This window comes from Streptomyces sp. NPDC048278 (assembly GCF_040652195.1).
Lineage (GTDB): Bacteria > Actinomycetota > Actinomycetes > Streptomycetales > Streptomycetaceae > Streptomyces.
Genome location: NZ_JBEZLP010000058.1, coordinates 1 through 23,185, shown reverse-complemented (window position 1 = coordinate 23,185; position 23,185 = coordinate 1). Strand labels below are relative to the sequence as shown.

Sequence of the window (23,185 nt, the reverse complement as noted above, 5' to 3'; positions counted from 1 at the left end):
TCGTGTGCACCCGTACTGGGTAAATGATTCCGCGAAGAACCGTCCCCGGCGGACCGAGGTTTCTACCATGGTGTTTGTGCAGCATGCAGCGTGCTGCACGGTGCCGGACGGGGTGGGGTGCCGCATTGGAGCGCGGGCAGGCGCAGCAGTCGCACATCATCGATGTCGCAGCGCCGAACCTCCCCCGGATGAACAACTATCTGCTGGGCGGCAAGGATCACTACCCGGCCGACCGCAGAGCCTGCGAGCAGCTTCTGAGGATCGTTCCGCAGGCACGGGACGTCGCGCAGGCGGCGCACCGGTTCCTGTTGCGGGCCACCAGCCATCTGGTGCGCGAGCACCGCATCCGCCAGTTCCTGGTGTTCGGAGCGGGGCTGCCCACACGTATTGGCGTGCACCAGATTGCGCAGAGCATCAACGCGCGCTGCCGAGTCGTCTATGCGGACAACGATCCGCTGGTGCTGACCCATGCCCGGGCCCTGTGGGAGCAGCCACGACGAACCCTGGTCCTGCAGGCAGGGCCCGAACAGGCTCCGGAACTGCTGCTGGATCCAGCGGCGGGCGTCGTGATCGACCTGGCGCTGCCGCTGGCGGTGCTGTTCGTGTCCGCGCTCCAGACGATCCCCGCACACGCCGGCCCCCAGGAGGTGCTGGAGCGAACAGCCGGGATGCTGGCGCCGGGAAGTCTCGTGGCGGCCAGCCATCTGGTCAGCGAGGACCCCGATGTGCAGCAGGAGGCCGGTGCGCTGCTGCGTGAGGCGGCGGGCGGGCGGTGGGGCCAGGTGCGCTCGCGCGATGAGGTCGAGCCCCTCTTCCGCTCCCTACGGCCGGTGGCGCCGGGGCTGGTCGAAGTGAGCCGCTGGCGGCCGAGCGGCGACCGCACGGCGGGCGGCGACCGCCGGTGGGCCGAGTACGGCGGTGTGGCCATGGTGCAGCCGGGCGACGTCCCAGAAGGGGCTTGGCTGTTCAGCTGAGGGTGTACTCGAGCAACTCAAGGCTTTCCTGCGGGGACAGCGCGGCCTGGGCCAGACCGTCCAGGACACAGCGGTAGTGATCGGTCTCGTCGGGCTTGTCGAGGTATTCGGCGTCCCGCAGCTGCTCGAGGTAGACGATGTCCGGAAGAGCGGGCAGCTCGAAGCGCAGATGCGTGACCGGGAAGCCGCCCACGATGCAGCCGGGCCGGTTGAACGGCGCGACCTGGAGCGTTATGTGATTGAGCTGCGCCATGAACATCAGATGGCGCAGCTGCTCGCGCATGACCTGTTCACCGCCCATGGGCCTGCGCAGTACGGCCTCGTCCAGGACCGCCCACAACAAGGGCACATCATCGCGGACGAGCAGGTTCTGCCGGATCATCCGCAGCTCCACCCGGCTGTCCACCTCGTGCTGCAGGGCCTCGGGGTAGGCCTGGCGGACGACCGCTTCGGTGTAGGCGGGTGTCTGCAGCAGGCCGGGCACCAGCTGGACCTCGTAGGTACGAATGGCGGAAGCGGCCTCCTGCAGGCCGATCAGCTTCCCGGCCCAGTCGGGCAGCACGCCGTCGAAGCGGTGCCACCAGCCGGGCTGGCGCGAGATCCGCACCATCTCCTCGAACGGGGCGAGCAGGTGCGGGTCGGTGACCCCGTAGAGCGTGAGCAGGTCGCGGACGTCGTCCGGTTTGCAGGTGACCTGGGCGCGTTCCATCCGGGAGATTTTGGCTTCTGAGCCGCGGATGGCACGGCGCGCCGTCTCCGCATCGACCCCGGCTTCCTTGCGCAGCGTGCGCAGCAGGTGGCCCAGCACCATGCGCACCGCGACCGGGCTGCGGGCGGAGACGGCGAGGTAGTACTCCAGGGTGGGGGCATCAACCTGGCGGGCAGGCGCGGGCATTGGGTCTCCTGTGGCGGACGGACGACGAGCGTCAGTCTCGCAGGATGCCACCGGGCATGCCCCCAATTGAGCTGTTTCTACCTGGCGTTAGCTGGCGATTGCGTCGAACTCGCCGTCCTTCACCCCCGCGATGAAGGCGGCCATCTCAGCCTGCGTGTACACCAGCGCAGGTCCGTGCGGGTCCCGTGAGTTGCGCATGGCCACGTCGCCTCCCGCTAACAAGGCCACCTCGACACAGTTGCCGTCCGCCGTGCTGTGACGGCTTTTCAGCCACGTCACACCGTGCAGCACACCGGCCGGGACACCGTTCGCCATCCGCGCCATGACCGCCCCCTTTCGATTCTGCCCGAACTCTGCTCATATCTGGCCCGTACCGATCCTCTTGTCAGGTACAAGAGTTCCCCTCTCGTCTCGTTCGGATGCAAGTCACCGATGCAATTGCATCCGGGATAGGGCGCGGCAGATACTAACCAGTCAGGGCACAGATCCGCGGCCCATGAACTGGACGTCTTCGGGGGGATGAACAGTGCCGGCACACGCGGCGACAGCGCCGATCCGGGCGGTCGAACCAGCTATCCGTTTTTCTCCTGCCACTCGCGGGCCGGGAAATACCTCTCTGGCATACTCCGGACCCTTGGACTGGGGACTTGCGCTGGGTATCAGCACGGCCGATTTCGCAGCCCACGCATTCAGTAAGGACCCCGAAAGCGTCCAGAGCATCCGCTGCTTCGTCCGTGAGACCCTCGCAGGCTGGGGTCTGCGTGCCTGCGCCAACGACCTGACGAACGTGGCCAACGAACTCGCCGTCAACGCCGCGCAGCACGCACTGTCCCAACACGGCGAACCGGACAAGGCCTGGCTGGGCCTAGCCCACACAGGCGGCACCGTGGTTTGCGCCGTCACCGACCCCAGCCCGAAGCCCCCCTCACGCCGTTCACCGCAACACCTGGCCGCGGCAGGACGGGGACTGGTCATCGTGGATGCCCTGACCAGCCAGTGGGGTTACGCCAGAACCCATTCCGGCGGAAAGATCGTCTGGGCGCGCATCGCCACCCCCCATGCCTGACAGCCAACGAACCAAACCTGCAAGACCGGCGCAGGCGGCGCCTGCGCGATTCTTGCGGCACTCGTGAAGGCACTGCGACAACAGCCGGACACATGGCGATCGGACCGAGTGCACAACTGGCGGCTCCTCAGCGCAGGCGCGATGCCGCCCGGTTCGAGGCAATCTCTCCTCCCTTGCCTTAGGCGATCACGGAGTTCGCACCATCGGAGGACTCCATGACGTTCAGGCCCTCCTCGACCTCCCGCTGGAAATCCGGAAGCCTCAGGTAGCGGGCCACGAAGATGGTCTCCTGGGCGCGGCCGACCTCCAGCATGGTCGCGTAGGTGGGGTGGGAGGCGTTATAGGTGAAGCGGCGCAGGATCGCCTCGGTCGACGCGGTCCGCGTGCGGATCGCAGTCGCATACTTGATCATCCGGTTGTGTTGCTGGTCGAAGTGCAGCAGCCTCGCGATGCCGAATCCGATTTTCGATGAACAGACCGCCTTCCCTACTGAGTTGGCTGCCGTAGCTTGACACCTCAGTGTCGCGAGGTGTCCTCCTCGGCCTTGCCATCTGCCTCATCGCCTACCGGCACGTGCAGCGCCTTTGTCAGGACCTTCTAAGCGGCGAAGCCACCACGGCGCGCGACCTTCTGGACACTCTGCTGCACTCCCCGAGTTTCATCGAGCCCCGCCGTCTCCCTGAGATACGCTCCGCCTATTTCACCCCCCTGTGGTGCTTTGAGCGCCTCTACGCAGGACGGCAGCACGGCGAGCCGCCGCTCCCTGCGCTTCCTCCACCTGATCATCAGCGGGCAGTTCCGGGCAGCAGCAGCGCACCAGAGAAGTCGTCGTCGGACGCGACCATCCGGGCAGTCTTTTGCGTGGTCCACAGGTACTCCCCTGTGCTGTTTGCTCTGGCTGACGATGGTGCTGTCCGGACCGGTCAGATGCCGACGACCACGCGTACCCTGGCGATGTTGTCGATGCGGGCGAACACCGTGGTGGGGTCGCCTTCGTGCTGTGCGGAGACCCGCACCGTGACGAAGTGGGTGCCCGAGCGCGAGAACGTGTGCTGCCTCTCGATGCGGATGCGTTCGGACGGTTCGGTCGTCTCGGTCACCGGGAACGTGCCGTCGCCGTCGAAGTCCCAAGCCACGGACACGATCTTCCCCGCGTTCGGGGGGATCTCGGCGTCAAGGCGCAGCGTGACCCGTTTCCCGGCCTGGAGGTTCGCCTGGTCCGCACCGTCCGCGGTCAGCCGGGCCACGGGCTGGACACCCCCACGGTCGTGCGCGGAAGCGGGGACCCGGACCTGGGAGTCCTCGACCGTGTAGGTGCTCGACGCGATCGGGGGCGTGCCCTTCTCCGCCCAGGCGCTCACATCGCGCAGGGCCTTGTGGAGGACGCCGACGTAGCTGACGACGTGGGTGGAGTCCCCCGGGACCTGCTCGTCGCCGTGTTCGGCGTTGTCCACGTACCAGAGGCGGAACTGGTCGTCGGTGCCGTCGCCGAGGTGTTCGCGCACCTTGGACCGGTACCAGTCCGCCTGCCAGGGGAAGGCTTCCCGGTCGAGGAGGCAGGCCACCACGATCATCTTTCCGGAGATCTTGCCGGACTGGAGGGTTCCGGAGGCGCCCCGGGTGAAGATCGGGCCGGCCAGGAACGGGCGCTGGGGATAGAGCGGTGTCCCGTCCTCGGCGCGGAACTGGTCCCAGGCGGGGAAACCACTGGGCGGTACCTGGTGGCGGTGGTAGGTCTGGGCGGCGAGGAAGTTGCTGTTGTCGATCTCGATCTCGTCGCCCGCCCGCAGTCCCTGGGGGGTGTGCTGGCGGTCCAGGAGCGCGAGGTCGCCCTCGATCCCCCGCAGGATGAAGGTGGCGCCGGCCTCGATACCGGTGTGGACGGTCAGTACCGCCCCTTGGACGGTGCACGGCGGCGGCGTCGACAGGCGCACCGCGAAGACGGTGTCGTCATCGGCCCGCGCCTTGAAGGCATGGTCCACGCCGCCCTGCAGGTCCTCGGGCTGCCGCGGCTCGAGCCCGAGCGCCACGGCTTCGCGGCGCGTGATCGTGGCGAGGACCTCGCAGCGATAGCGGGCGCGGTCGCGGTGGACGGAGGACGTCGGATCGGCGCCGAGGTATCCGGGCTGGGTCCAGAAGTCCTCGAAGTAGCCGGGGTCGATCTGCACGAGGCCGGCATAGAGCGCGCTGAACCCGTGCATGCCCATGGTGGGGTGGGCGAACCACGAGCGGGGCGGGAAACCCATGCGGGTGACCTCGGTGAGCGCCGTGCTCTCCTCCTCGTCCAGCCCGTCGAAGGGGTTGCCGCTGCCACCCGGTTCGAGCGCGTCGACTATGCGGTCCAGTTGGTCGCGCAGGACGCGCTGGGCGTGCATCCGGACGCTGAAGACACTCGGCATCGCCATGGGGCTGGCGATGACGTAGGGGACGCAGCCGTCCCAGACGCCCTGGGTGTTCTCCGCCCCGCCGATCGTCCGGAATCCGCCGCCGCTGCCGCCGTAGGCGTACCCGAACGGACGGTCTCCGCCGTACATCTCCTGGGCCACCACCCGCGAGTACTGGGCGGCGGCGGCGTTCGCGCGGTAGGCCCCGATGGTGGGGTCGGCCGCGGACCCCGGTCCGCCGGCCTCGCCGCCGCCGTTGGTCTCGACGAAGTAGGCGCCGCTGGAGACGGCGAAGCCGATCTTGTCTTCCTGGCCGCGGGCCGTCTGCGCCAGGTTCTCGCTTCCGGGGACGGGAGTGATGTGCTGGAAGAACCGGCCCTGGTACTGATCCGCGGGCGGGAAGTAGAACGAGAACCTCGTGTCGTTGTTCGCGAAGCCGCCGTGCACGTAACGGTGCCGGACCGGAAGGTCACGCCATTCGTCCGTGTCGACGTACGGCTCACGGAAGTCCTTGTCCTGCGTCATCACTGGCTGTCCTTGTCTCTGTTCATTCTGCGAAGCTGTCCGCAGCCGGCCGGGGCGCGCGGCCGCGCGGGAGAGGCTGTCCCCCTGCGGGCGCGGTCAGAGACCGACGCCTGGGCCGTCCAGGAGCGCGCGGGCTCGCATCCAGTTCTCACCGGTCAGCCGACGGAAGCCGTCGACCAGGAGCGGGGCCAGATCGAGCGTCTGGTCGTTGACCCACATCAGCGTCAGGCCCGCCCACAGGGCGTTGAACTGCCGGGCGGTCTCCTGCGGGTCGAGGCCCGGGTGGGCGAGGCCTTCGCGCTGCCGGTCGGCGATCAATGCGGCGAAGGCCCGCAGACCGCGCTCGGTGCGGCGCAGGAAGTACTCGGCGGCGGGATGGTCCGGCGTCGCGGCCTGCCCCTGCAGCATCACATGCAGCCTGATACGCCTCTCGCCGTTGAACCGTGTGGGGTCGGCCCACAGGCGAAGGTTTTCGAGGAGATCAGCGGACTTCATGTCCGGGTTCTCCGCCTCCGCGAAGGCGAGGGCTACGTCGTCGGCCCGCTCAAGGGCCGCCACCAGCAGGTGGTCCTTGGTGGGGAAGTGATAGAGGACGGTCGGCTCGGAGGTCTTGGACCGCTTGGCGACGAGTGCGGTCGTGACGCCCTCGTGTCCGGCCTCGTCGATCAGTTCGAGAACGGCGAGCGCGATCTGCTCACGACGCTGACGGGACCGGGCATACGGACCTCGCTTCGGGGCGTTGGGAGTGCTCATGGCCTCACCCACAATCCAGAAATTGAGTATAGATTGAATTTTAACCTCACCGAATGAGTGCATGGCGCGATTCGACGGGATTCCATCCATTGAAAAGACTGATCCAGTCAGATTTGGAGGTCGTTTCACGTCGGACCGGGGCTCATGGAGGGGGCTGTAGCCGAACCAGCCGAGGGGCCCCGCGTGCCTGCCAGAGCCGCGAGTGCCGTGCTCCGGGGCATGCCCGGCCTCGCGAAGCCGGGGAGGCCGTCGTCCTTGGTGTTGGTGGTGCCGGGTGAGGGCGAGGTGGCCGGGGCGCGAAGGCAGGGACGCCTCGACGCCGGATCGTCGGCCTGCGCGGGTGCAGGCAGGGCTGGCACGGCCGTCCCGCACGGAGGCAGGGCATCAGGATTCCCGCGTTCAACGTGAGCGTTTGACGGGGAGGATCGCCAGGGCGGCGGCGAAGACGAGGACGAAGGCCAGCACCCAGATCATCCGGTAGCCGCCGGTGAGAGCGACGGCCTGCCCGGCGAGCACCGGCCCCAGGGCCTGACCGAGATTGGACCCGGTGTCGGCCACACCCAGGTCGCGGCCGGCCTTGTCACGGTCGGGCAGTACGTCAATGAACAAGGCCTGGTCGACGGGAAGGTAGACACCGAAGGCCACGCCGGCGAGGACGACCTGGACGAACAGCGCGGGCACCGTCGGCCACAGCAGCGGCACGGTCATGGACAGGGCCATCAGCAGCGAGGCCGCGACGACGAACGGCTTGCGCCGCCCGATCCGGTCCGAGAGCCGGCCGACGAAGGCCAGCGCGAGCACCGTGCCCGGCAGCCCGGCGACCGCCAGGAGCGGCACGAACTTGGTCGCGTCGGTGGCGCTCATCGCCGGGTGGACGTAGCTCTGCAGCATGTAGAAGGAGAAGGCGGTCGAGATCGTGTAGCCGAACGTCAGGCTGACGCGGGCTGTCCACACCCAGCGGAAGTCGGTGTCGCGCATCGGGACCAGGAAGCCACGCAGGAACTCTCCCCAGTGCTGCTCGGGGGCGACGGGCAGCTCCAGCGACGGCCGGTCCGGGAGGCGGACGACGAATCCGATCACCGCGGCAAGAAGGATGACGACGAAGATGTAGTAGATGTTGAAGCCCAGGCTGCCGAACAGCACACCGGCGAGGATTCCGCCGCCGACGCCCCCCAGCATCATGCCCAGGCCGCCCAGCGCGGAAGCGGTGCCGATCTTGTGTGCGGGGACCCGGTCGGCGGTGGTGGCCTTCAGCGGCCCCTGGATGGAGTTGATGGTGAACTGGGTGAACGACCACACCACCGTGAGGAGCAGGGCGCTCGGCGCGAACCGCACGATGGCCAGGAAACCCGAGCCGGCGATGGCACCGACCAGCATCCACGGTGCCCTGCGGCCCCACCGCGACCGGGTCCGGTCGGACAGCACGCCGACCACGGGCTGGGCGATCATCGTGAGGCCTATGCCGAACGCGGTCACGAGGGACAGCGACCGGGCCCTGGCCGCGTCGAAGTCGTCGTACACGCTCAGCAGGTGCCGTTGCGCGGCGGTCGGTACGACGTTTCCGTCGTGCACGGCGTTGTTCAGGTTCGTCAGCGCGGTGAGATCCACGCCGGAGTCGTGGCCGGTGAACCAGCGCGCGAACTCCATCTGCTGGACCTGGTTGGGCAGCAGTACGCCCAGAACACCGCCCCAGACCGCCGTGATGCCGAGTGACGCCAGTGCGTACCAGATCAGGTAGGTGCGGAACGGCCGTCCTCCCGCGTAGGTCACGGAGGCGCCGGGCCGCACCGGCTCGGCGTCCTCCACGGGCAGGGGAACACCGATCGCGACTTCGGTTGGTGGACTGCCAGTTGGCAACTGCTTCATCGCAGTACTCCCGTCAACGCAGGGCGAATGTGCGCTCGCAGCCGGCCGTGCGGACGATGCGCTCACGTTAAATCAGAATTAACACCAAGATTCATCCGGGAACAAGGGGGATGTGGCGTAAAGATCGCGCTTTTTCGGCGTGAAACTGATCCGACACTCGATATTCACCCTCGGTCCCGGGCTTGCCGCTCGCGGAGTCCGCGCACGCCAAGGGGCCGGGAAGGTGCCCGGGACAGACGTCGTCGGCCTGTCCCGGGCACCCGCCGGCGCCGCGGAGCGGGGAACCGGGGCAGGCTCAGCCGATGGTGGCCTCCGTGTGCAGCACGCGCTGGTGGCCGACCGTGCGGACCGGGCCGGTGAGCTGGAGGGTGCCGCGCAGGCGGATGTCGTCGCTCGACGCCCCGACCATCAGGGTGATCTCACCGGGCTCGACGATCCGACGCAGATCAGGGCCGCTGTAGGCGAGCCGGTCCGCGTGCAGCCGGAAGGTGACCCGCCGCTGCTCACCGGCCGCGAGCGGGACCCGCACGAAGCCGGTCAACTGGGTCACGGGACGCGGCAGTTGTGCCACGGGGTCGGCGGTGTACAGCTGGACCACCTCCGTACCGGGGCGCTCCCCGGTGTTGCGTACCAGGCAGCTGATCTCCACCGATCCGTCGGTGGGCGCCTGCGTGCTGCTCAGGGACAGGTCCTCGTAGGCGAAGCCGGTGTACGACAGTCCGTGGCCGAAGGGGTAGGCGGGGGTGGGGTCGAGGTTGCTCACCCCCTCGCTGTTGCCGCCCAGGGGGGCGTGCAGGTAGGTGGCGGGCTGGCCGCCGGGTGTCCGGGGGATCTGTACGGGTAGTTTGCCCGAGGGGGTGACGCGGCCGGAGAGGACACCGGCGAGGGCCGACCCGCCTTCCTCTCCCGGGAAGAACGACTGGACGACGGCCGCCGCCCGGCCGGCGTAGCGGCCCAGCGCGTACGGGCGTCCGGAGACGACGACTAGGACGACCGGCGTTCCGGTGGCCAGCAGCGCCTCGACCAGTTCGTCCTGGACACCGGGCAGGGCCAGGTCCTCCACGTCACAGCCCTCGCCCGAGGTACCCATGCCGAAGAGCCCGGCGCGATCACCGACCACCGCCACACAGACCTCCGCCCGGCGTGCCGCCGCCACCGCCGCGTCGAAGCCGCCGCGGTCGACGTCCTTCACCGGGCAGCCCTGCTCGTATCCGATACGGGTACCGGGCAGTTCGGAGACAAGGGCCTCGCGCAGGGAGCACACCGCTATGCCGTTGTCGTGGCCGGGGTGGTGGGGCAGGACGTGGTTGGGGAAGGAGTAGCAGCCGAAGAAGGCGTTGGCGTCGTCGGCACAGGGACCCACCAGCGCGAGGGAGACGGTGTCCGCGGCCAGCGGCAGGACGCGGTCGGGGTTGTCGAGCAGGACGATGCTCTGCTCGGCCAGTTCGCGGGCGACGGCTCGGTGGGCGGGCGGATCGAGGTCGACGGTCGCTCCGTGGGTGCTGCCCGCGCTGTCCGGGCTGTAGTCGGCGTCGAGGAGGCCGAGGTCGGCCTTCTGGCGCAGCACACGGCGTACGGCGCGGTCGACGAGGTCCTCGGGCACGGTGCTGTCACGGACGAGTTCGGCCAGGGGTTCGCTGTAGCAGAGGGTGTCGGGGAGTTCCACGTCGATGCCTGCGGCCAGGGCCCGGGCGCCCGCCTCACCGTCCGTGGCGGCGATCCGGTGCATCGTGCGGAGGAAGGCGATGGACCAGTAGTCGGAGACGACCGTGCCCTCGAATCCCCAGTCCTCCCGCAGGACTCCGGTGAGCAACGAAGCGTCGGCGCCGGCCGGGACGCCGTCGACGTCCGCGTAGGAGTTCATCACCGAGCGTGCGCCGCCGTCCCGCACCGCCATCTCGAACGGCGGGAGGATCACGTCGGCGAACTCCCGGGGGCCCATGGAGACCGGGGCGTGGTTGCGGGCGCCGCGCGAGGCGGAGTAGCCGGCGAAGTGCTTGAGGGTGGCGATGATCCCGGCGCTCTCCAGGCCCCGCACGTAGGCGGTGCCCGTCATGGCGACCAGGTAGGGATCCTCGCCGAGGGTTTCCTCCACCCGGCCCCAGCGGTAGTCGCGTACCACGTCGAGTACGGGCGAGAGCCCCTGATGCACGCCGACCTGGCGCATGCCGGTGCCGATGGCGTGGGCCATCCGTTCGACCAGGCCGGGATCGAAGGCGGCGGCCCAGGCCAGCGCGGTGGGAAAGACGGTGGCGCGGTAGGCGGTGAATCCGGTGAGGCACTCCTCGTGGGCGATCGCGGGGATGCCGAGCCGGGTGGTGTCCATCAGCTCGCGCTGCACGGCGGCGAGTCGGCGGGCGCCCTCGGCCGGCTCGACCGGCCTGGTGCCGAACGGGCGGGTGAGATGGCCCAGGCCGTCCTTGCTGGCTTGCGGGAAGTCCTTCTGGCGGGCGAAGACGTCCTGCATCGGTGCGACATCGCCACTGATGTTCTCAAGGCCGGGCCAGACGCTGCCCAGCTGGGCCAGCTTCTCCTCCAGGGTCATCTCGGCCAGCAGGGCCTCGATCCTGTCGTCACGCGGGCAGGCCGGATCGGCCCAGGGTGCGGTCATGGTGGGTTCCTTGCGACGGGGGCGCGCAGCGCCGGGAGGATTCAGGAATGGGTGGCAGGCGGGGCCGTGGAGGACCGGACCACCAGCTGGGTGGCCAGTTCGATCCGGTGGCTGTCCAGGGGCTTGCCCGCGCCCAGCCGGAGCAGGGTGCGCAGCGCGGTGCGGCCGATCTCGGCGAAGGGCTGGCGGACGGTGGTGAGGGGAGGGGCGGACGTGGCGGCCGCGGCGGTGTCGTCGAAGCCGACGACGCTGACGTCCTCAGGAACACGCAGGCCGTAGACGCGGGCGGCCTCGATGACGCCGAACGCCTCCAGGTCGTTCCCGGTGAACACGGCGGTCGGCGGGTCGTCCAGCGCGAAGAGCTCCAGCGCGACTTCGTAGGCCGGCTCGAAACGGAAGGCCCCTCGCTTGACGAGCCGGGGGTCGGAGGTGATGCCGGCGCCGGCGAGGGCAGCCTGATAGCCGTGCAGCCGGGCGGCGTTGCACACGGCGCCGGGCTGTCCCTCGATCATCGCGATCCGGCGATGCCCGAGCCTGAGCAGATGGTCGGCGGCCGCCATACCGCCGCTGAAGTTGCCGGCGCCGACACTCGGCACGCTGTCGTCGGGCACGTTCATCGGATCGATCAGCACCAGGGGGACGCCGTGCCGCGCGAACTGGGACCGCTGCGACGGCGTGAGCTCGGAGGTCACCAGGATGACGCCCTCGCGCCCCGCGTTGCTGACCCGCCGGGCCCAGGTGGCGCCCAGCGGATCGTCGGGCGCCACCCCGACGACCACCTCGGCCCCCGCCTCCGCGGCGGCCTCGGTCACACCCTGGATGATCAGCAGGTTGTTCGGGTTCACCAACTGGTCGAAGGTGAGGTCGACGGCGCGCCCGGACGGCCGCGCGCCACCGGGCCCGCGGGCCACATAGTCGTGCTCGACCAGCAGCCGCTCGATGCGCTCGCGGGTTCCCGAGGACACATCGCTGCGGCCGTTGACCACCTTCGACACGGTGGCCACCGACACCCCGGCCGCCTCGGCGATACCGGTCAGGGTCGTCCGGCCCCGCCTGGCGGCTCTCTCCGGCATTTCGGCTCCCTCGAAAACTTTCGGTGCGCCAGAGCGCAGCACAAGACGCCACAAGATGACGCAGGACAGCCTGAATAACCACTGTCGTGCGACAGTTCCGGGCGATGGTAACCCCCATCGCACCGATCGCGTAACACCACGTTGTCGAAATATTTCGCTGGACCCGAAACTTGAGTGAACCATAGCCTCAATCGTGCCGTGGCGGAAAAAAATCGACCCATAGGGCTTTCTGTGGCCGGTTTTCGGCCGCTAAAGTCACGGTCCACCCAAGGTCTACGTGGCATTTCGACGGTCCCCTCCCCCGGCTTGGACGGCCGGGCCGGCACCGACGGCCACTACGCGCGGGCCGTGAGCGAGCCGCCCACGGTGAGCAGCACCGGCGGACTCGACGCCGGCTGCGCCCGCTCGACGACACCAACCCCGCCACGCGTTTGCGTCGCCCGCCGAGACGGCGGGCGACGCAGGACGAAGGAGTCCGCACCGATGCGCATCCGTTCCCCGCACTCCCGCCTCTTCGCCACGTCCCTCACCGCGATCGCGGTGCTGGCCGCGACGACGTCATGCGCCGGTTCGTCAGGCGGCTCCGCCTCCTCGGGCAAGTCGCTCGCCGTCTCGATCGCGGCCGGACCCGCCGGGCTCGACCCCGTGCACCTGACGTCCGACCAGACGTCGTACATCTGGAGCTCCCTCTACGACACGCTGCTCTACCTCGACAACCAGGGCAAAGTGCAGCCCAACGCCGCGTCGAGCTGGACCTACACGGACGACGCACGGACCCTGACCCTGAAGTTGCGCAAGGGAATGACGTTCTCCAACGGTCACGCGGTGAACGCCACCGCCGTCGTGGACACCCTGAACCTGATAAGAACCACCCCCGGCAACAACCAGCAGGCTCTGGCCGCGGTCAGCAAGGCCGCCGCCCCCGACGCCCTGACGATCGTGCTGCACCTGAGCCACCCGGACCCCAACCTGCTGAACTCCCTGTCCACCATGGCGGGGGTGATCGGCGACCCGGCCACGCTCACCAAGGGCTCCACCGCGACCGACCCGGTCGGCTCCGGTCCGTACACCCTGGACAAGGCCACGACGGTGGCCGGCACGACGTATGTCCTCAAGCGCCGCGCGGACTACTGGAACGCCAAGGCCTACCCCTACCAGACGTTCACGGCGCGGGTGCTGACGCCCACGGCATCCATCAACGCCCTGCGCAGCGGTGAGGTGCAGGCGTCCATCCAGGGGATGGGCGCGAGTGCGTTCAAGGCCCCCACCTACACCACCAAGCTCATCCCGGCCTCCTCGGTCGGCACGCTGGTGATCGGGGACCGCAAGGGCGGCGTCGTCCCGGCCCTCGGCAACCTGAAGGTCCGTCAGGCGATCAACATGGCCTTCGACCGCCCCGGAATGGTGAAGGCGCTGCTCCAGGGCGCAGGCGCGGCCACCGACGAGGTGTTCAACCCCCAGGGCCCGCTCTACGTGCCGTCGCTGGCGCAGAAGTACACCCACGACATCGCGAAGGCCAAGTCGCTCATGGCCGAGGCCGGCTACCCCCACGGCTTCACGCTGAAGATGCCGTCCTTCTACTACATGGCGAACGTGCAGCCGACGATCGGCCAGGCACTCAGCGACATCGGCATCAAGGTGGACTGGGTGACCGTCCCCATGTCCGGTACGCCGAGCGCGATCCTGTCGAAGAAGTACGGGATGTTCTTCTACTTCAACTCGGTGGACACGGCACCGGCCGAGATCAACATCAACCTCTCCAAGGGCGGACTGCTCAACCCGTTCGACAGCACCGACCCGGCGCTCACGCCTCTCCTCGACAAGGTCTACAGCGAGACCGACCAGAGCAAGCTGGACGCCGTCTACCAGCAGATCGGCACCTTCATGGCCGACAACGCCTGGGACGCGCCGCTGTTCCAGGTCAACGTCAACTGGGTTCTCGCCAAGGGGGTCACGTTCCTCGGCACCGGCGCCACCCAGTTCAACAGCGTCCGCCAGTTCGGCGTCGCCGGCTAGTTCCCGACCGCGCCCGCCCGCGGGTTCCGGCCGCACCGGCGCCCGGAACCCGCTCCGAGCCGGCCCCTGCCCAGGAGGACCTCCCCCATGTTGCTCTACACGCTGCGGCGCCTGACCTCCGGTCTGGTGCTCGCGGTGGTGGTGACCCTGATCACCTTCCTTCTCCTCAGTACGTCCTTCGACAGTGTCGTGGACACCATCCTGGGCAGCGGACGCACGCCTCAGGCCGCCCACGCCCTCAAGGCCCAGATGGGCCTCGACCGCCCCGTCCTGGTCCAGTACACCGACTGGCTCTCGCACATCGTCCGCGGTGACTTCGGCACCTCCTACTTCGGCGGCCAGCCCGTGGGGCCGGCCGTCCAGCAGCACCTCGGCGTCACCCTCTCCGTCGTGATCACCGCGCTGGTGTTCACCGTCATCGCGAGCGTCGCCCTGGGCGTGCTCAGCGCCACCCGCGCGGGCGCCGTCGACCGCGTCGCACAGGGCATCTCCCTCGTCGGGTACCTGGTACCGAACCTGCTCATCGCGATCGTGCTGGTCTACGTACTGGCCATCCGCCTGAGCTGGCTGCCCGCCACCGGATACACCCCGCTGACCACCGACCCCGGTGCCTGGGCGCGGTCCATCACCATCCCCGTCATCGCCCTCACCATCGGCGGCACCGCGGCGCTGTCCGCCCAGGTCCGCGGGAGCATGATCGACGAACTGCGCAAGGACTACATCCGCACCCTGCGCACCCGGGGCATCTCCACCCGTTCCGTCGTCCTGCGCCACGCCCTGCGCAACGCGGCGGGCCCCACCCTGACCGTGCTGTCCCTGCAGTTCGTCGCCATGCTCGGCGGCGCACTGATCATCGAGACCGTGTTCGCACTGCCCGGCTTCGGCACCTACGCCTTCAACGCGTCCGTGCAGGGGGACATCCCCGTCATCATGGCCATCACGCTCTTCAGCGTGCTGCTCGTCATCGTCGTCAACCTGGTCGTGGACCTCGCCAACGGCTGGCTCAACTCGAAGGCGAGAATCCGATGACCACCACCTCGGCCACCGTCTCCCCCGCCCGCCGCACCTCCACGCTGCGTGTCCTGCTCGGCGACCCACAGGCGGTCGTCTGCGCCGGCCTGCTGACCGTCATCGTCCTGCTGGGCCTGGCGGCGCCGCTGATCACCTCCCACGGCCCGAACCACTCCTCTCTCTCCTTCGTCAACGCCTCCGCCGGGGACCACGGACTGCTGCTGGGCGGGGACCAGAACGGCCGCGACATTTTCGCCCGCCTGATGTACTCCATCAACACCAGCACCGTCTCCGCCGTCATCGGCACCGCCATCGCCCTGCTCGTGGGAGTCACCGCCGGCCTGGTCGGCGGCTACTTCGAGGGACGGGTACGCGGCATGACGGAATGGGTCTTCGGCCTCCTGATGACCTTCCCCGGGCTGGTCCTGCTCATCGTGCTGCTCCCCGTGACCAACGGCGACTACCGCATGAGCATGATCATCTTCGGTGTCCTGCTCTCCCCCGGCACCTACCGCCTGGTACGCAACCTCACCGTCGGCGTACGTGCCGAACTCTATGTGGACGCCGCGCGCGTCGCCGGTCTGCCCACCGGCCGCATCCTGCGCCGTCACATCCTGGCCGCCATCCGCGGGCCGGTCATCATCACCTCCGCCTTCATGGCCGGAACCGCCATCGGCCTGCAGGCCGGCCTGGCCTTCCTCGGCGTCGGATCCGCCACCGTCCCCAGTTTCGGCGCCATGATCGCCGCCGGCTTCAGCAACCTGTACACCGAGCCCGCGCAGTTCGTCTGGCCCAGTCTTCTGCTCGGCGTCATCACCGCCTCTCTGGTCCTGCTGGGCAACTCGCTGCGCGACGCCCTGGAGGGCGGCAGCCCCAAACCGGTCCGCATCACCAGCAACGTACGCCACACCGCCGAGCCGGCCCCGGCCACCAGGCTGGCTGCGGCCACCGAGCGGACTGCCGCCGAGCCGGCCGCCGCGGACGGGACCGGCGCGGAGGCGGCTCCTGCGGCGCTGCTCGCCGTCGAGGACCTGGCCATCGCCTATCCCACGCCCACGGGCGAGTTGGCCGAGGTGGTCAGCGGTGTCTCGTTGACCCTGACGGCCGGTGAGACCCTGGGGCTGGTCGGTGAATCCGGCTCCGGCAAGACCCAGACGGCGTTCGCCGTCCTGGGCGTCCTGCCCGCCCAGGCGGTCGTCACCCGCGGATCCATCAAGCTCGACGGCCGCGAACTGCTCGGCCTCGGTGAGGACGAACTCCGCGCACTGCGCGGCAGTGCCATCGCCTACGTCCCCCAGGAACCCATGTCCAACCTCGACCCCTCCGCGACGGTCGGCTCCCAACTGGTCGAATGCATCCGCGCGACCACCCCGGCCACCCGCTCCGAAGCCCGCGGACACGCGCTGGCCCTGCTGGGCCGCGTCGGCATCCCGGACCCGAAGGGCACCTTCGGGCTCTACCCCCACCAGATCTCCGGCGGCATGGCCCAGCGTGTCCTCATCGCCTGCGCCGTCGCCGGCCAGCCGAAAGTGCTCATCGCCGACGAGCCGACCACGGCCCTGGACGTGACCGTCCAGGCGGAGATCCTGGATCTGCTGCGCGACCTGCGGGACGACCTGGACATGGCGGTACTGATGGTCACGCACAACTTCGGCGTCGTCGCCGACCTCTGCGATCGCGTCGCCGTGATGAAACAGGGCGCGGTCGTGGAGACGGGGGACGTGCACGATCTGTTCCGCTCGCCCGAGCACCCGTACACGGGGATGCTGATGGACTCCATCCTCGACGAGGACACCGTGCGCACCGACCACCCGGTCGTGGTCGGTGCCGCTCCGAAGGAGGAGACACCGTGACAACGCCCCAGCCCTCGGACGCGGCTCTCCTGGAGATCTCGGACCTGCGCGTGGCCTACCCCGGACGCGGACTGCGCGCCCGGCCCCAAGAGATCCTGCACGGGGTGTCGCTGACGGTGCGTGAGGGCGAGACCCTCGGTATCGTCGGCGAGTCGGGCTCCGGCAAGACCACCATCGGCCGCGCGGTGCTCGGCCTGGTCAAGCCCAGCGGCGGCACCGTCCGCTACCGCGGACAGGACATCACCCACGCGTCCGCCGGGGAACGCCGCGCGCTGGCGCGGGAGATCCAGGTCGTCTTCCAGGATCCCTACAGCTCCCTGAACCCCTCCCTGACCATCGGTGACATCCTCACCGAACCACTGGTCGTACAGGGTGTGTCGTCCGCTGACGCCCGATCGCGTGTCAGCGACCTGCTGGACCAGGTGGGGTTGCCCGCCGACGCCTCCGAACGCCTCCCGCGCGAGTTCAGCGGCGGCCAGCGCCAGCGCGTGGCCATCGCCCGTGCTCTCGCACCGCGCCCCCGCCTCATCGTCTGCGACGAACCCGTCTCCGCCCTCGACCTGTCCAACCAGACCCGGGTCCTGGAGTTGCTGATCGGCATCCAGCAGCGGTCCGGCGTCGCCTATCTCTTCGTCTCCCACGATCTCGCAGTCATCCGGCACATCAGCCACCGGGTCGGAGTCGTCCACCGGGGCGGCATCGTCGAGACGGGCCCCGCCGCCACCGTCACCAGCACCCCGCGGCACCCCTACACGCAGCGTCTCCTCCTCGCGGCCCCGGTCGCGGACCCCGTCGAGCAGCGCCGCCGGCGACACGAGCGACGGAACCTGGCCCGGGCCGAACACGTCGAGGCGCCGACGTGACAGCGCCGCCCGTTGCCTGCCGGTCGCCGTCCTCCTCCTCACCGCCCTCGTCGGTGATGCAGGTGAACGTCGTCCCGGGTCGGTCCCGCCGCACCGGTCAGCCCCGGCCGCCAGACGGCGTTCAGAAGGCGATTTCTGCGCAGAGCGGTGCTGCCCCGGCCGGCCGGGTCTCCGGGCGGCCGGGGCAGCACCCGTCCGTCAGAGCTCAGCGGCGTCGGGGGTGCCGATTCCGGTCGGTCCGTCGTAGCCCTCGACGGCCGTACAGAGGTAGTCCTCGCCGCAGTAGCCGTTGGAGCCGCCAATGACGTCGTACATGCGGGAGGCGTTGTCGTACAACTGTGCAGCGTTCTCGCTGTACTGCTCCGGCTCGGAACTCATGGCTATCATCGCGGCGACCAGCGGAGTCGCCAGGCTGGTACCACCTACGGTGAACCACCCTGTCTGCCGGTAGGTGTCGTATATGGTCAGCCCGCTGTCGGGATCGGCCATGGCCGAGATGTCGGCGACGGTCCGGTAGAGGCAGTGTGTGTCCTTCTGGAAGCTGGGTTTGTCGATGTAGGCCGAGCAGGCGCTGCCCGCGCCGCTCCACGCGGTCTCGGTCCAGCCACGAGCGTTCGAGCTGCTCGTGATGGTGGTGCCGCCCACGCCGATCACATTGGCCAGCACCGCGGGGAAGGACGCGGGCTGGAAACCGGAATCGCCCGTCGCGGCCAGGACCGGCACGCCCGGGTGCTCGAAGTACTTCGTGCCCTGCGCCGGCATTCCCGCGAACTCGTCGGAACCCCAGCTGTCGGAGATGACGGTGGCGCCGAGAGCGGCGGCGGTGTTCTCCGCCGCGCCGAGGTCTGTCAAGGCCGACGAGTCGGCCTCCACGAGCAGGATGTCGCAGGCAGGGCAGACAGCCGAAACGGCGTCCAGATCGAGGGATATCTCGGTGGCCCATCCGGAACTCGCGGCGGGTACGGGGGATGCCGCGCCGCGCTGGTTGACCTTGCGGAAGCAGCCGTTGGCGGTGGTGCAGGCCGGTATGCCGTAGGCCGAGCGGTAGGTGGCGAGGTCGCTCTCGGCGTTGGGGTCGTCGTATGCGTCGACTATGGCGACCGTGCGTCCTGAGCCGGCGGTGCCGTCCACCCCGTAGGCGGCGCGGATCTGGTCCGGGGTCAGCGGACCGACGGCCGTGGCCGCCGTGTCCGCGCTCGCGGACCGGGTGACGGGCCTGAAGGCCTTGGTCAGGTACTCGGCGTAGCAGGTGGCGGTTCCCGGACCGGCCGCCGCGCAGGCACGCGTCACCTGCGCGGCGCCGGGCAGGGCGTTCGACGCGGTGGGCGTCATCAGGCTGACGGCGAGGGCGACGGCCACCGTCGCCAGCGACATCACGGATCGGTGCAGTCTCATGGCAGTTGTTCCTGTCGGCCGAGTGGTCAGTGAGCGGCGACGATGTACGCCGCGGTCGTCGTCTGGGTGATGCTGTTCCCCTTGGCGTCCGTCGCCGTGACGCGCAGGGTGACGGGCCGGCCGGCTGCCGCTCGGGGGGTTTTCAGCGTGACCTTGAAGGTCTTCGGCCCGGTACGGACCACTCGGGCCGGGACGAAGGTCGTCCCGTCGACACTGGTGCTGACCGCCGCGGTCGTTCTGGCAGTGGTGTCGCTGCCGCCCAGGTAGGGCGCCACTGCCAGGGTGAAGTGGGATGTGCCGATCGGGAGCCGGTTGTACAGGTCGGTCGGCAGCGGCGCGGTGATCTGCAGGAGACCCAGTGTCCGGCAGGCCGTCTGGCCGGTCGACTCACTGCAGGCCATCGCGTCGGGCAGGGCGTTGCCCGTGCCGGACGACGAGGTGAAGTCATAGGTGGTGACGTCACTGGTGGACGTGGTGCTTCCGTCGCCGCTGCGATTGGTGGCCACCGTCAGCCGGTAGTCGGTCGGATCGGCGGACACCGCGGCGTCGAGGGAGAGCTGGTTGTCACCACCGGCGACGGTGACCCCGTCCGCGGTCAGCGACGTCACGACTGCGGGGGTGCCGTCGGTCGGGTAGGTGAGATCGCCGTTGTGGCCGGGAACGGTGTCGTTGAACTGCGCGAGGTCGATGTTCATGCTGGTCGCTGTGCGGCAGGCCGCACACGCCAGGTGGTACGGGTCGTCACTGCTGTTCTGGGCAAGTCCCGGCGCCAGGGGGCCGCGCAGCCAGTCGACGCTGGTCCGCGATCGGACCGGGTAGGTCCGCCGGCCGGCGGCGGTGACGAAGTCTCCGAGACCACCGGGGGCGTATCGGTCGCCCATCACCTCTTCGCCCCATCGGACGTCGGTGCCTCCGTTGACGTACTCGGTCCGCCGGGTCGGGCTCTGGAAGTACGCGAAGTACCCGAGGCCGTTGCCGGTGAACGAGTAGTGGGGGATGCGGCTGGTGCCCGTGGTGTGATCCGCGTCGTTGTAGTAGCCGGCGTCGACCCTTGCCAGATCACCTCTGGCGGCCTTGCTCACCCCGGTCGAGGGCACCTTTCCGGTGGAAAGGAACGACAGGTCGTAGCTGTACGGCTTGCCTCTGGCCGGGGTTGCGACCGAGTGGAACCGTGCGACCCAGTCGAGTTCGCCCTGTTCCACGTTCTCCGTCGGGGCGTACAGGATGGTCGTCCTGGTGGCATCGACGTAGTTGCTGACCACCAGCGGATCGCTGTCACCGGCGGCCGGGAACCGGTCGTACTCGAAGCCGTACCGGTCCGCCTGCGCCGGCCTCGGTGTCTGGGCCGTCGGTTCGAGCGTCGCGTCACGCGCGTCCACGGCCAGCGTCTGCAGGTTCTCGGTGACCTCGAAGTCGGCCACCGGCAGCGCGAGATCGACGACGCTCGTATCGGTGGGGAACTCGGTGATGGCAGCGAACGCGGTGTAGTTCCCGAGCGGCACGCTGACGCGTGCCTCTCCGTCCTGGTAGGCGACGATGCGGCTGTAGCGCCGCGAGTCGTCCATGTTGGTGAGTGCGACGTACCCCGCGGGGTCCGGCTGCCCGTCACTGCCGGTCACTCTGATCTTCAGCGTGACCTGTTGGTACTTCGGTGAAATGACCACCGATGTGTCCGCGGCTTTCAGTTTGCTCACGCCGGAGAAGGCGGTGGGGGTCTGCCCGTCGCGCACCTCCCCGGCCGCGGTCAGCAACGCCGTCCGGAAAGCGGACGCCCCGGCGGAGGACGCGATGTGACCGGTCACGGTGTCGGAGGTCCGCTCGGTGACCGTCAGGCCCGGCACCGTCGCATCCCCCGACGTCGTGGCCGCGACCACGGTGACCGGTGTCGTGTCCCGGGCGAGTTCGGTGACGTCGAACAGGGACGGATCGACGAGTGAGCCGATCAGCGGTTGAACCTCGTTAGGGAAGACATACTGCTCACCGCCGACCAGGGCGGTCTGAAAGCCAGCGGTGGGGCCGGATCGATCAGCCGGGATCATGGTCAGATCGGAGTGGCCGGTGGATCCGTTCGGCTGGACGACAACGATGTCGCCGGTGGGTAGCAGCGCCTGGGTGGCCGCGCCGTCCGTCGGGGCAGCCGCCGTTGCGGCGCCGGCGTCGCCCGGAACGCTGAGAAGCCCGAGAGCAGCAACCATGGCGGCCTCAACGGCTAACCATCGGAGCCGGCGGGAGGAACCGGGCAACAGCCATGGCTGGAACTCCATCTGAACTCCTTGGAAGGCCGGGTAGGCGCCATTAAAGAGCACCGGCGACAGCCGTGGTGTCCAGGTCGGACGCCCTGACCAGACCGGACACAGGCGGTACGTGGCCTCGCACCCGCAGCCGGCGGCTCAGACGAGCCCTTGGTCCTTCGCGACCAGGCCGAGCTGGAACCGCGTCGACACCTGGTGACGGTCCATCAGCTCGGTGATCCAGCGGCGCACGGTCCGCTCGCTGACGTTGAACTGGCGAGCCATCGTCGCGTCGCTCATGCCGATGGCCATCAGTGACAACACCCTGGATCCACGGTCCGCCCCGCGACCGATGCCCCCGCCGCCCGTGGAGAAGTCCACCGGCGTCGCGGCCGCCCACAACAGATCGAAGAGCACGGTCAGGGCGTCGGTGATCGCCGAGTGGGCCACCACCACCGAATCGGGCTTGCTGGTCCGAGGAGAGACCGCCAAGGGCAGCATCGCGACCTCGCTGTCGACCATCCACAGTTTTGTACGGACCCTGGGCAGCACCCGGGCGATCTCCCCGGCATCGGTGATCATGCGCATGTGGTCGAGCCCCTCAGGGCTGTTCAGCACCGACGAGTCGTACAGCGTGAGGACCCGCACCCCGCGCTTCATTATCGACACCTGCGTGTCGGACATCACCGGATCCGGGCCTACGACGAACGGAGGTGTGCAGATCGTCCGCAGTTCGCTGCGGGCACTCGTCATCAACATGTTTGCCCGGGCGGCGAGTTCCTCGGGTCCGCGGACGAGTTCGAACAGCCGCTGCGGATCGGAGCGCAGCCGATTCGCCGCGAAGTCCTGATGCAGGCGCCAGGCTATGCCGTGGGCCTGGTCCAGGATCGTCTGTCCGCGGCGGGCGGCGCTGACCAGTGCGACGGTCGGATCCAGGCCTTCCCAGCCGTCGCTGGCGGGCCGGATCAATCCGAGATCGGCCAGCCGCCTCAGCGCCGTCGGAACCTCGGCGTCCGTCGTGTTCAGCTCGCTGGGCGCCAGGGACAACACCGCCTCGTAGACCTCGCGTTCCAGCGAGGTCAGGCCGATCAGGTCCCAGAACTGATCGGCATCGGACCACGGCTCACGCCTGGACCCGCGATCCGCCATCCTGCACCCCCAACGGAACGGCGTCGCCCGTGAAGAGCCCCGCCGAACAGACCGAGTTCCCCCGTTGAGGATCATAGTTCGGGCAGCAACTAAGCTTGTTCCGGTTTGACGGACACCAACGGACACCATTGGTGTGGTGGTCAGGCTGCGAGTGGGGCTGTCCAGCCGACGGTCCTGGCCGATGGCCCCGTCCGCACCGGGCAGTGAACATCTCTACTCGAGGTCTGCTCCTTCAGCCCTTCCCCAGGGGGAACAGCGCCCGTACCGTCCAGCCGCCCACCGCTCTGGGCCCCGCGTCCAGTATGCCGCCGAGGGCGGTGACGCGTTCCGTGAGGCCGACCAGGCCGAACCCGCCGCCGTGTGCCGCGTCCGGGAGCTGGGACTGGCCGTGCCCGTCGTCGGACACGGCCACCTCAAAACAGTCCCCGGTCCGCCGCAGCCCGACGGTGACCTCGGCGGCGTCGCCCGCGTGCCGTCGCACGTTCGTCAGGGCTTCCTGGACGACACGGAAAGCCGCCGC

Annotated in this window: 18 protein-coding genes; 6 read left to right on the top strand and 12 right to left on the bottom strand. The window is 69.1% G+C overall.

The window, feature by feature from the left end; genetic code table 11:
- Positions 1–23: 23 nt before the first annotated feature.
- Entirely contained in the window at positions 24–974 is a 951-nt protein-coding gene (locus tag AB0D74_RS47955; RefSeq protein WP_362602088.1) for an SAM-dependent methyltransferase, read from the top strand.
- Here the strand turns inward: AB0D74_RS47955 and AB0D74_RS47950 are convergent.
- Complete coding sequence (locus tag AB0D74_RS47950; RefSeq protein ID WP_362602084.1) at positions 967–1,869, bottom strand: helix-turn-helix transcriptional regulator; 903 nt, start codon at positions 1,867–1,869, stop codon at positions 967–969. The genes AB0D74_RS47955 and AB0D74_RS47950 overlap by 8 nt on opposite strands.
- 87 nt (positions 1,870–1,956) lie before the next feature.
- On the bottom strand, positions 1,957–2,193 hold the full coding sequence (locus AB0D74_RS47945; RefSeq protein WP_362602081.1) for a DUF397 domain-containing protein: 237 nt from the start codon (positions 2,191–2,193) through the stop codon (positions 1,957–1,959).
- A gap of 310 nt (positions 2,194–2,503) precedes the next feature.
- Between AB0D74_RS47945 and AB0D74_RS47940 the strand changes: the two genes are divergently transcribed.
- Entirely contained in the window at positions 2,504–2,935 is a 432-nt protein-coding gene (locus AB0D74_RS47940) for an ATP-binding protein (RefSeq protein WP_362602078.1), read from the top strand.
- 178 nt (positions 2,936–3,113) lie between these two features.
- Here AB0D74_RS47940 and AB0D74_RS47935 read toward each other — a convergent pair whose 3' ends face one another.
- The 6 genes from AB0D74_RS47935 to AB0D74_RS47910 form a co-directional block, all read right to left on the bottom strand.
- Positions 3,114–3,374 carry a Tn3 family transposase gene (locus AB0D74_RS47935; protein WP_362602150.1) on the bottom strand — a complete coding sequence of 87 codons (261 nt, stop codon included), beginning with the start codon at positions 3,372–3,374 and terminating at the stop codon, positions 3,114–3,116.
- A 484-nt stretch (positions 3,375–3,858) separates the two neighbouring features.
- Positions 3,859–5,844 (bottom strand): PKD domain-containing protein, encoded by a 1,986-nt coding sequence (locus AB0D74_RS47930; protein ID WP_362602074.1) that lies wholly within the window; start codon positions 5,842–5,844, stop codon positions 3,859–3,861.
- Between the two features lie 96 nt (positions 5,845–5,940).
- Positions 5,941–6,597: a TetR/AcrR family transcriptional regulator gene (locus tag AB0D74_RS47925; protein WP_362602071.1), complete on the bottom strand. Its 657-nt coding sequence runs from the start codon at positions 6,595–6,597 to the stop codon at positions 5,941–5,943.
- Positions 6,598–6,996: 399 nt separating this feature from the next.
- Entirely contained in the window at positions 6,997–8,403 is a 1,407-nt protein-coding gene (locus tag AB0D74_RS47920; protein WP_362602068.1) for an MFS transporter, read from the bottom strand.
- Positions 8,404–8,758: 355 nt separating this feature from the next.
- On the bottom strand, positions 8,759–11,074 hold the full coding sequence (locus AB0D74_RS47915) for a glycoside hydrolase family 3 N-terminal domain-containing protein (protein ID WP_362602065.1): 2,316 nt from the start codon (positions 11,072–11,074) through the stop codon (positions 8,759–8,761).
- A 41-nt stretch (positions 11,075–11,115) separates the two neighbouring features.
- Positions 11,116–12,147 carry a LacI family DNA-binding transcriptional regulator gene (locus tag AB0D74_RS47910; protein WP_362602062.1) on the bottom strand — a complete coding sequence of 344 codons (1,032 nt, stop codon included), beginning with the start codon at positions 12,145–12,147 and terminating at the stop codon, positions 11,116–11,118.
- A 483-nt stretch (positions 12,148–12,630) separates the two neighbouring features.
- Here AB0D74_RS47910 and AB0D74_RS47905 point away from each other — a divergent pair, with 483 nt between their 5' ends.
- From AB0D74_RS47905 to AB0D74_RS47890, 4 genes are all read left to right on the top strand, one after another.
- Positions 12,631–14,163, top strand: coding sequence for an ABC transporter substrate-binding protein (locus tag AB0D74_RS47905; protein ID WP_362602059.1), 1,533 nt, complete (start codon positions 12,631–12,633; stop codon positions 14,161–14,163).
- Positions 14,164–14,250: 87 nt separating this feature from the next.
- Positions 14,251–15,192: an ABC transporter permease gene (locus AB0D74_RS47900; protein ID WP_362602056.1), complete on the top strand. Its 942-nt coding sequence runs from the start codon at positions 14,251–14,253 to the stop codon at positions 15,190–15,192.
- Positions 15,189–17,027: a dipeptide/oligopeptide/nickel ABC transporter permease/ATP-binding protein gene (locus AB0D74_RS47895; RefSeq protein WP_362602053.1), complete on the top strand. Its 1,839-nt coding sequence runs from the start codon at positions 15,189–15,191 to the stop codon at positions 17,025–17,027. The genes AB0D74_RS47900 and AB0D74_RS47895 overlap by 4 nt, the downstream gene beginning before the upstream one ends.
- Entirely contained in the window at positions 17,024–17,890 is an 867-nt protein-coding gene (locus AB0D74_RS47890; RefSeq protein WP_362602050.1) for an ATP-binding cassette domain-containing protein, read from the top strand. Before AB0D74_RS47895 ends, AB0D74_RS47890 begins: the two co-directional genes overlap by 4 nt.
- 198 nt (positions 17,891–18,088) lie before the next feature.
- Here the strand turns inward: AB0D74_RS47890 and AB0D74_RS47885 are convergent, their stop codons facing one another.
- From AB0D74_RS47885 to AB0D74_RS47870, 4 genes are all read right to left on the bottom strand, one after another.
- Entirely contained in the window at positions 18,089–19,285 is a 1,197-nt protein-coding gene (locus AB0D74_RS47885; RefSeq protein WP_362602047.1) for a S53 family peptidase, read from the bottom strand.
- 26 nt (positions 19,286–19,311) lie between these two features.
- Positions 19,312–21,480: a hypothetical protein gene (locus AB0D74_RS47880; RefSeq protein WP_362602045.1), complete on the bottom strand. Its 2,169-nt coding sequence runs from the start codon at positions 21,478–21,480 to the stop codon at positions 19,312–19,314.
- Between the two features lie 195 nt (positions 21,481–21,675).
- A complete protein-coding gene (locus AB0D74_RS47875) occupies positions 21,676–22,665 on the bottom strand; it encodes a LuxR C-terminal-related transcriptional regulator (RefSeq protein ID WP_362602042.1) in 990 nt (329 codons plus the stop codon).
- Positions 22,666–22,897: 232 nt separating this feature from the next.
- Positions 22,898–23,185: ATP-binding protein (locus AB0D74_RS47870; protein ID WP_362602039.1), on the bottom strand; the 288-nt coding region annotated here is incomplete at its 5' end.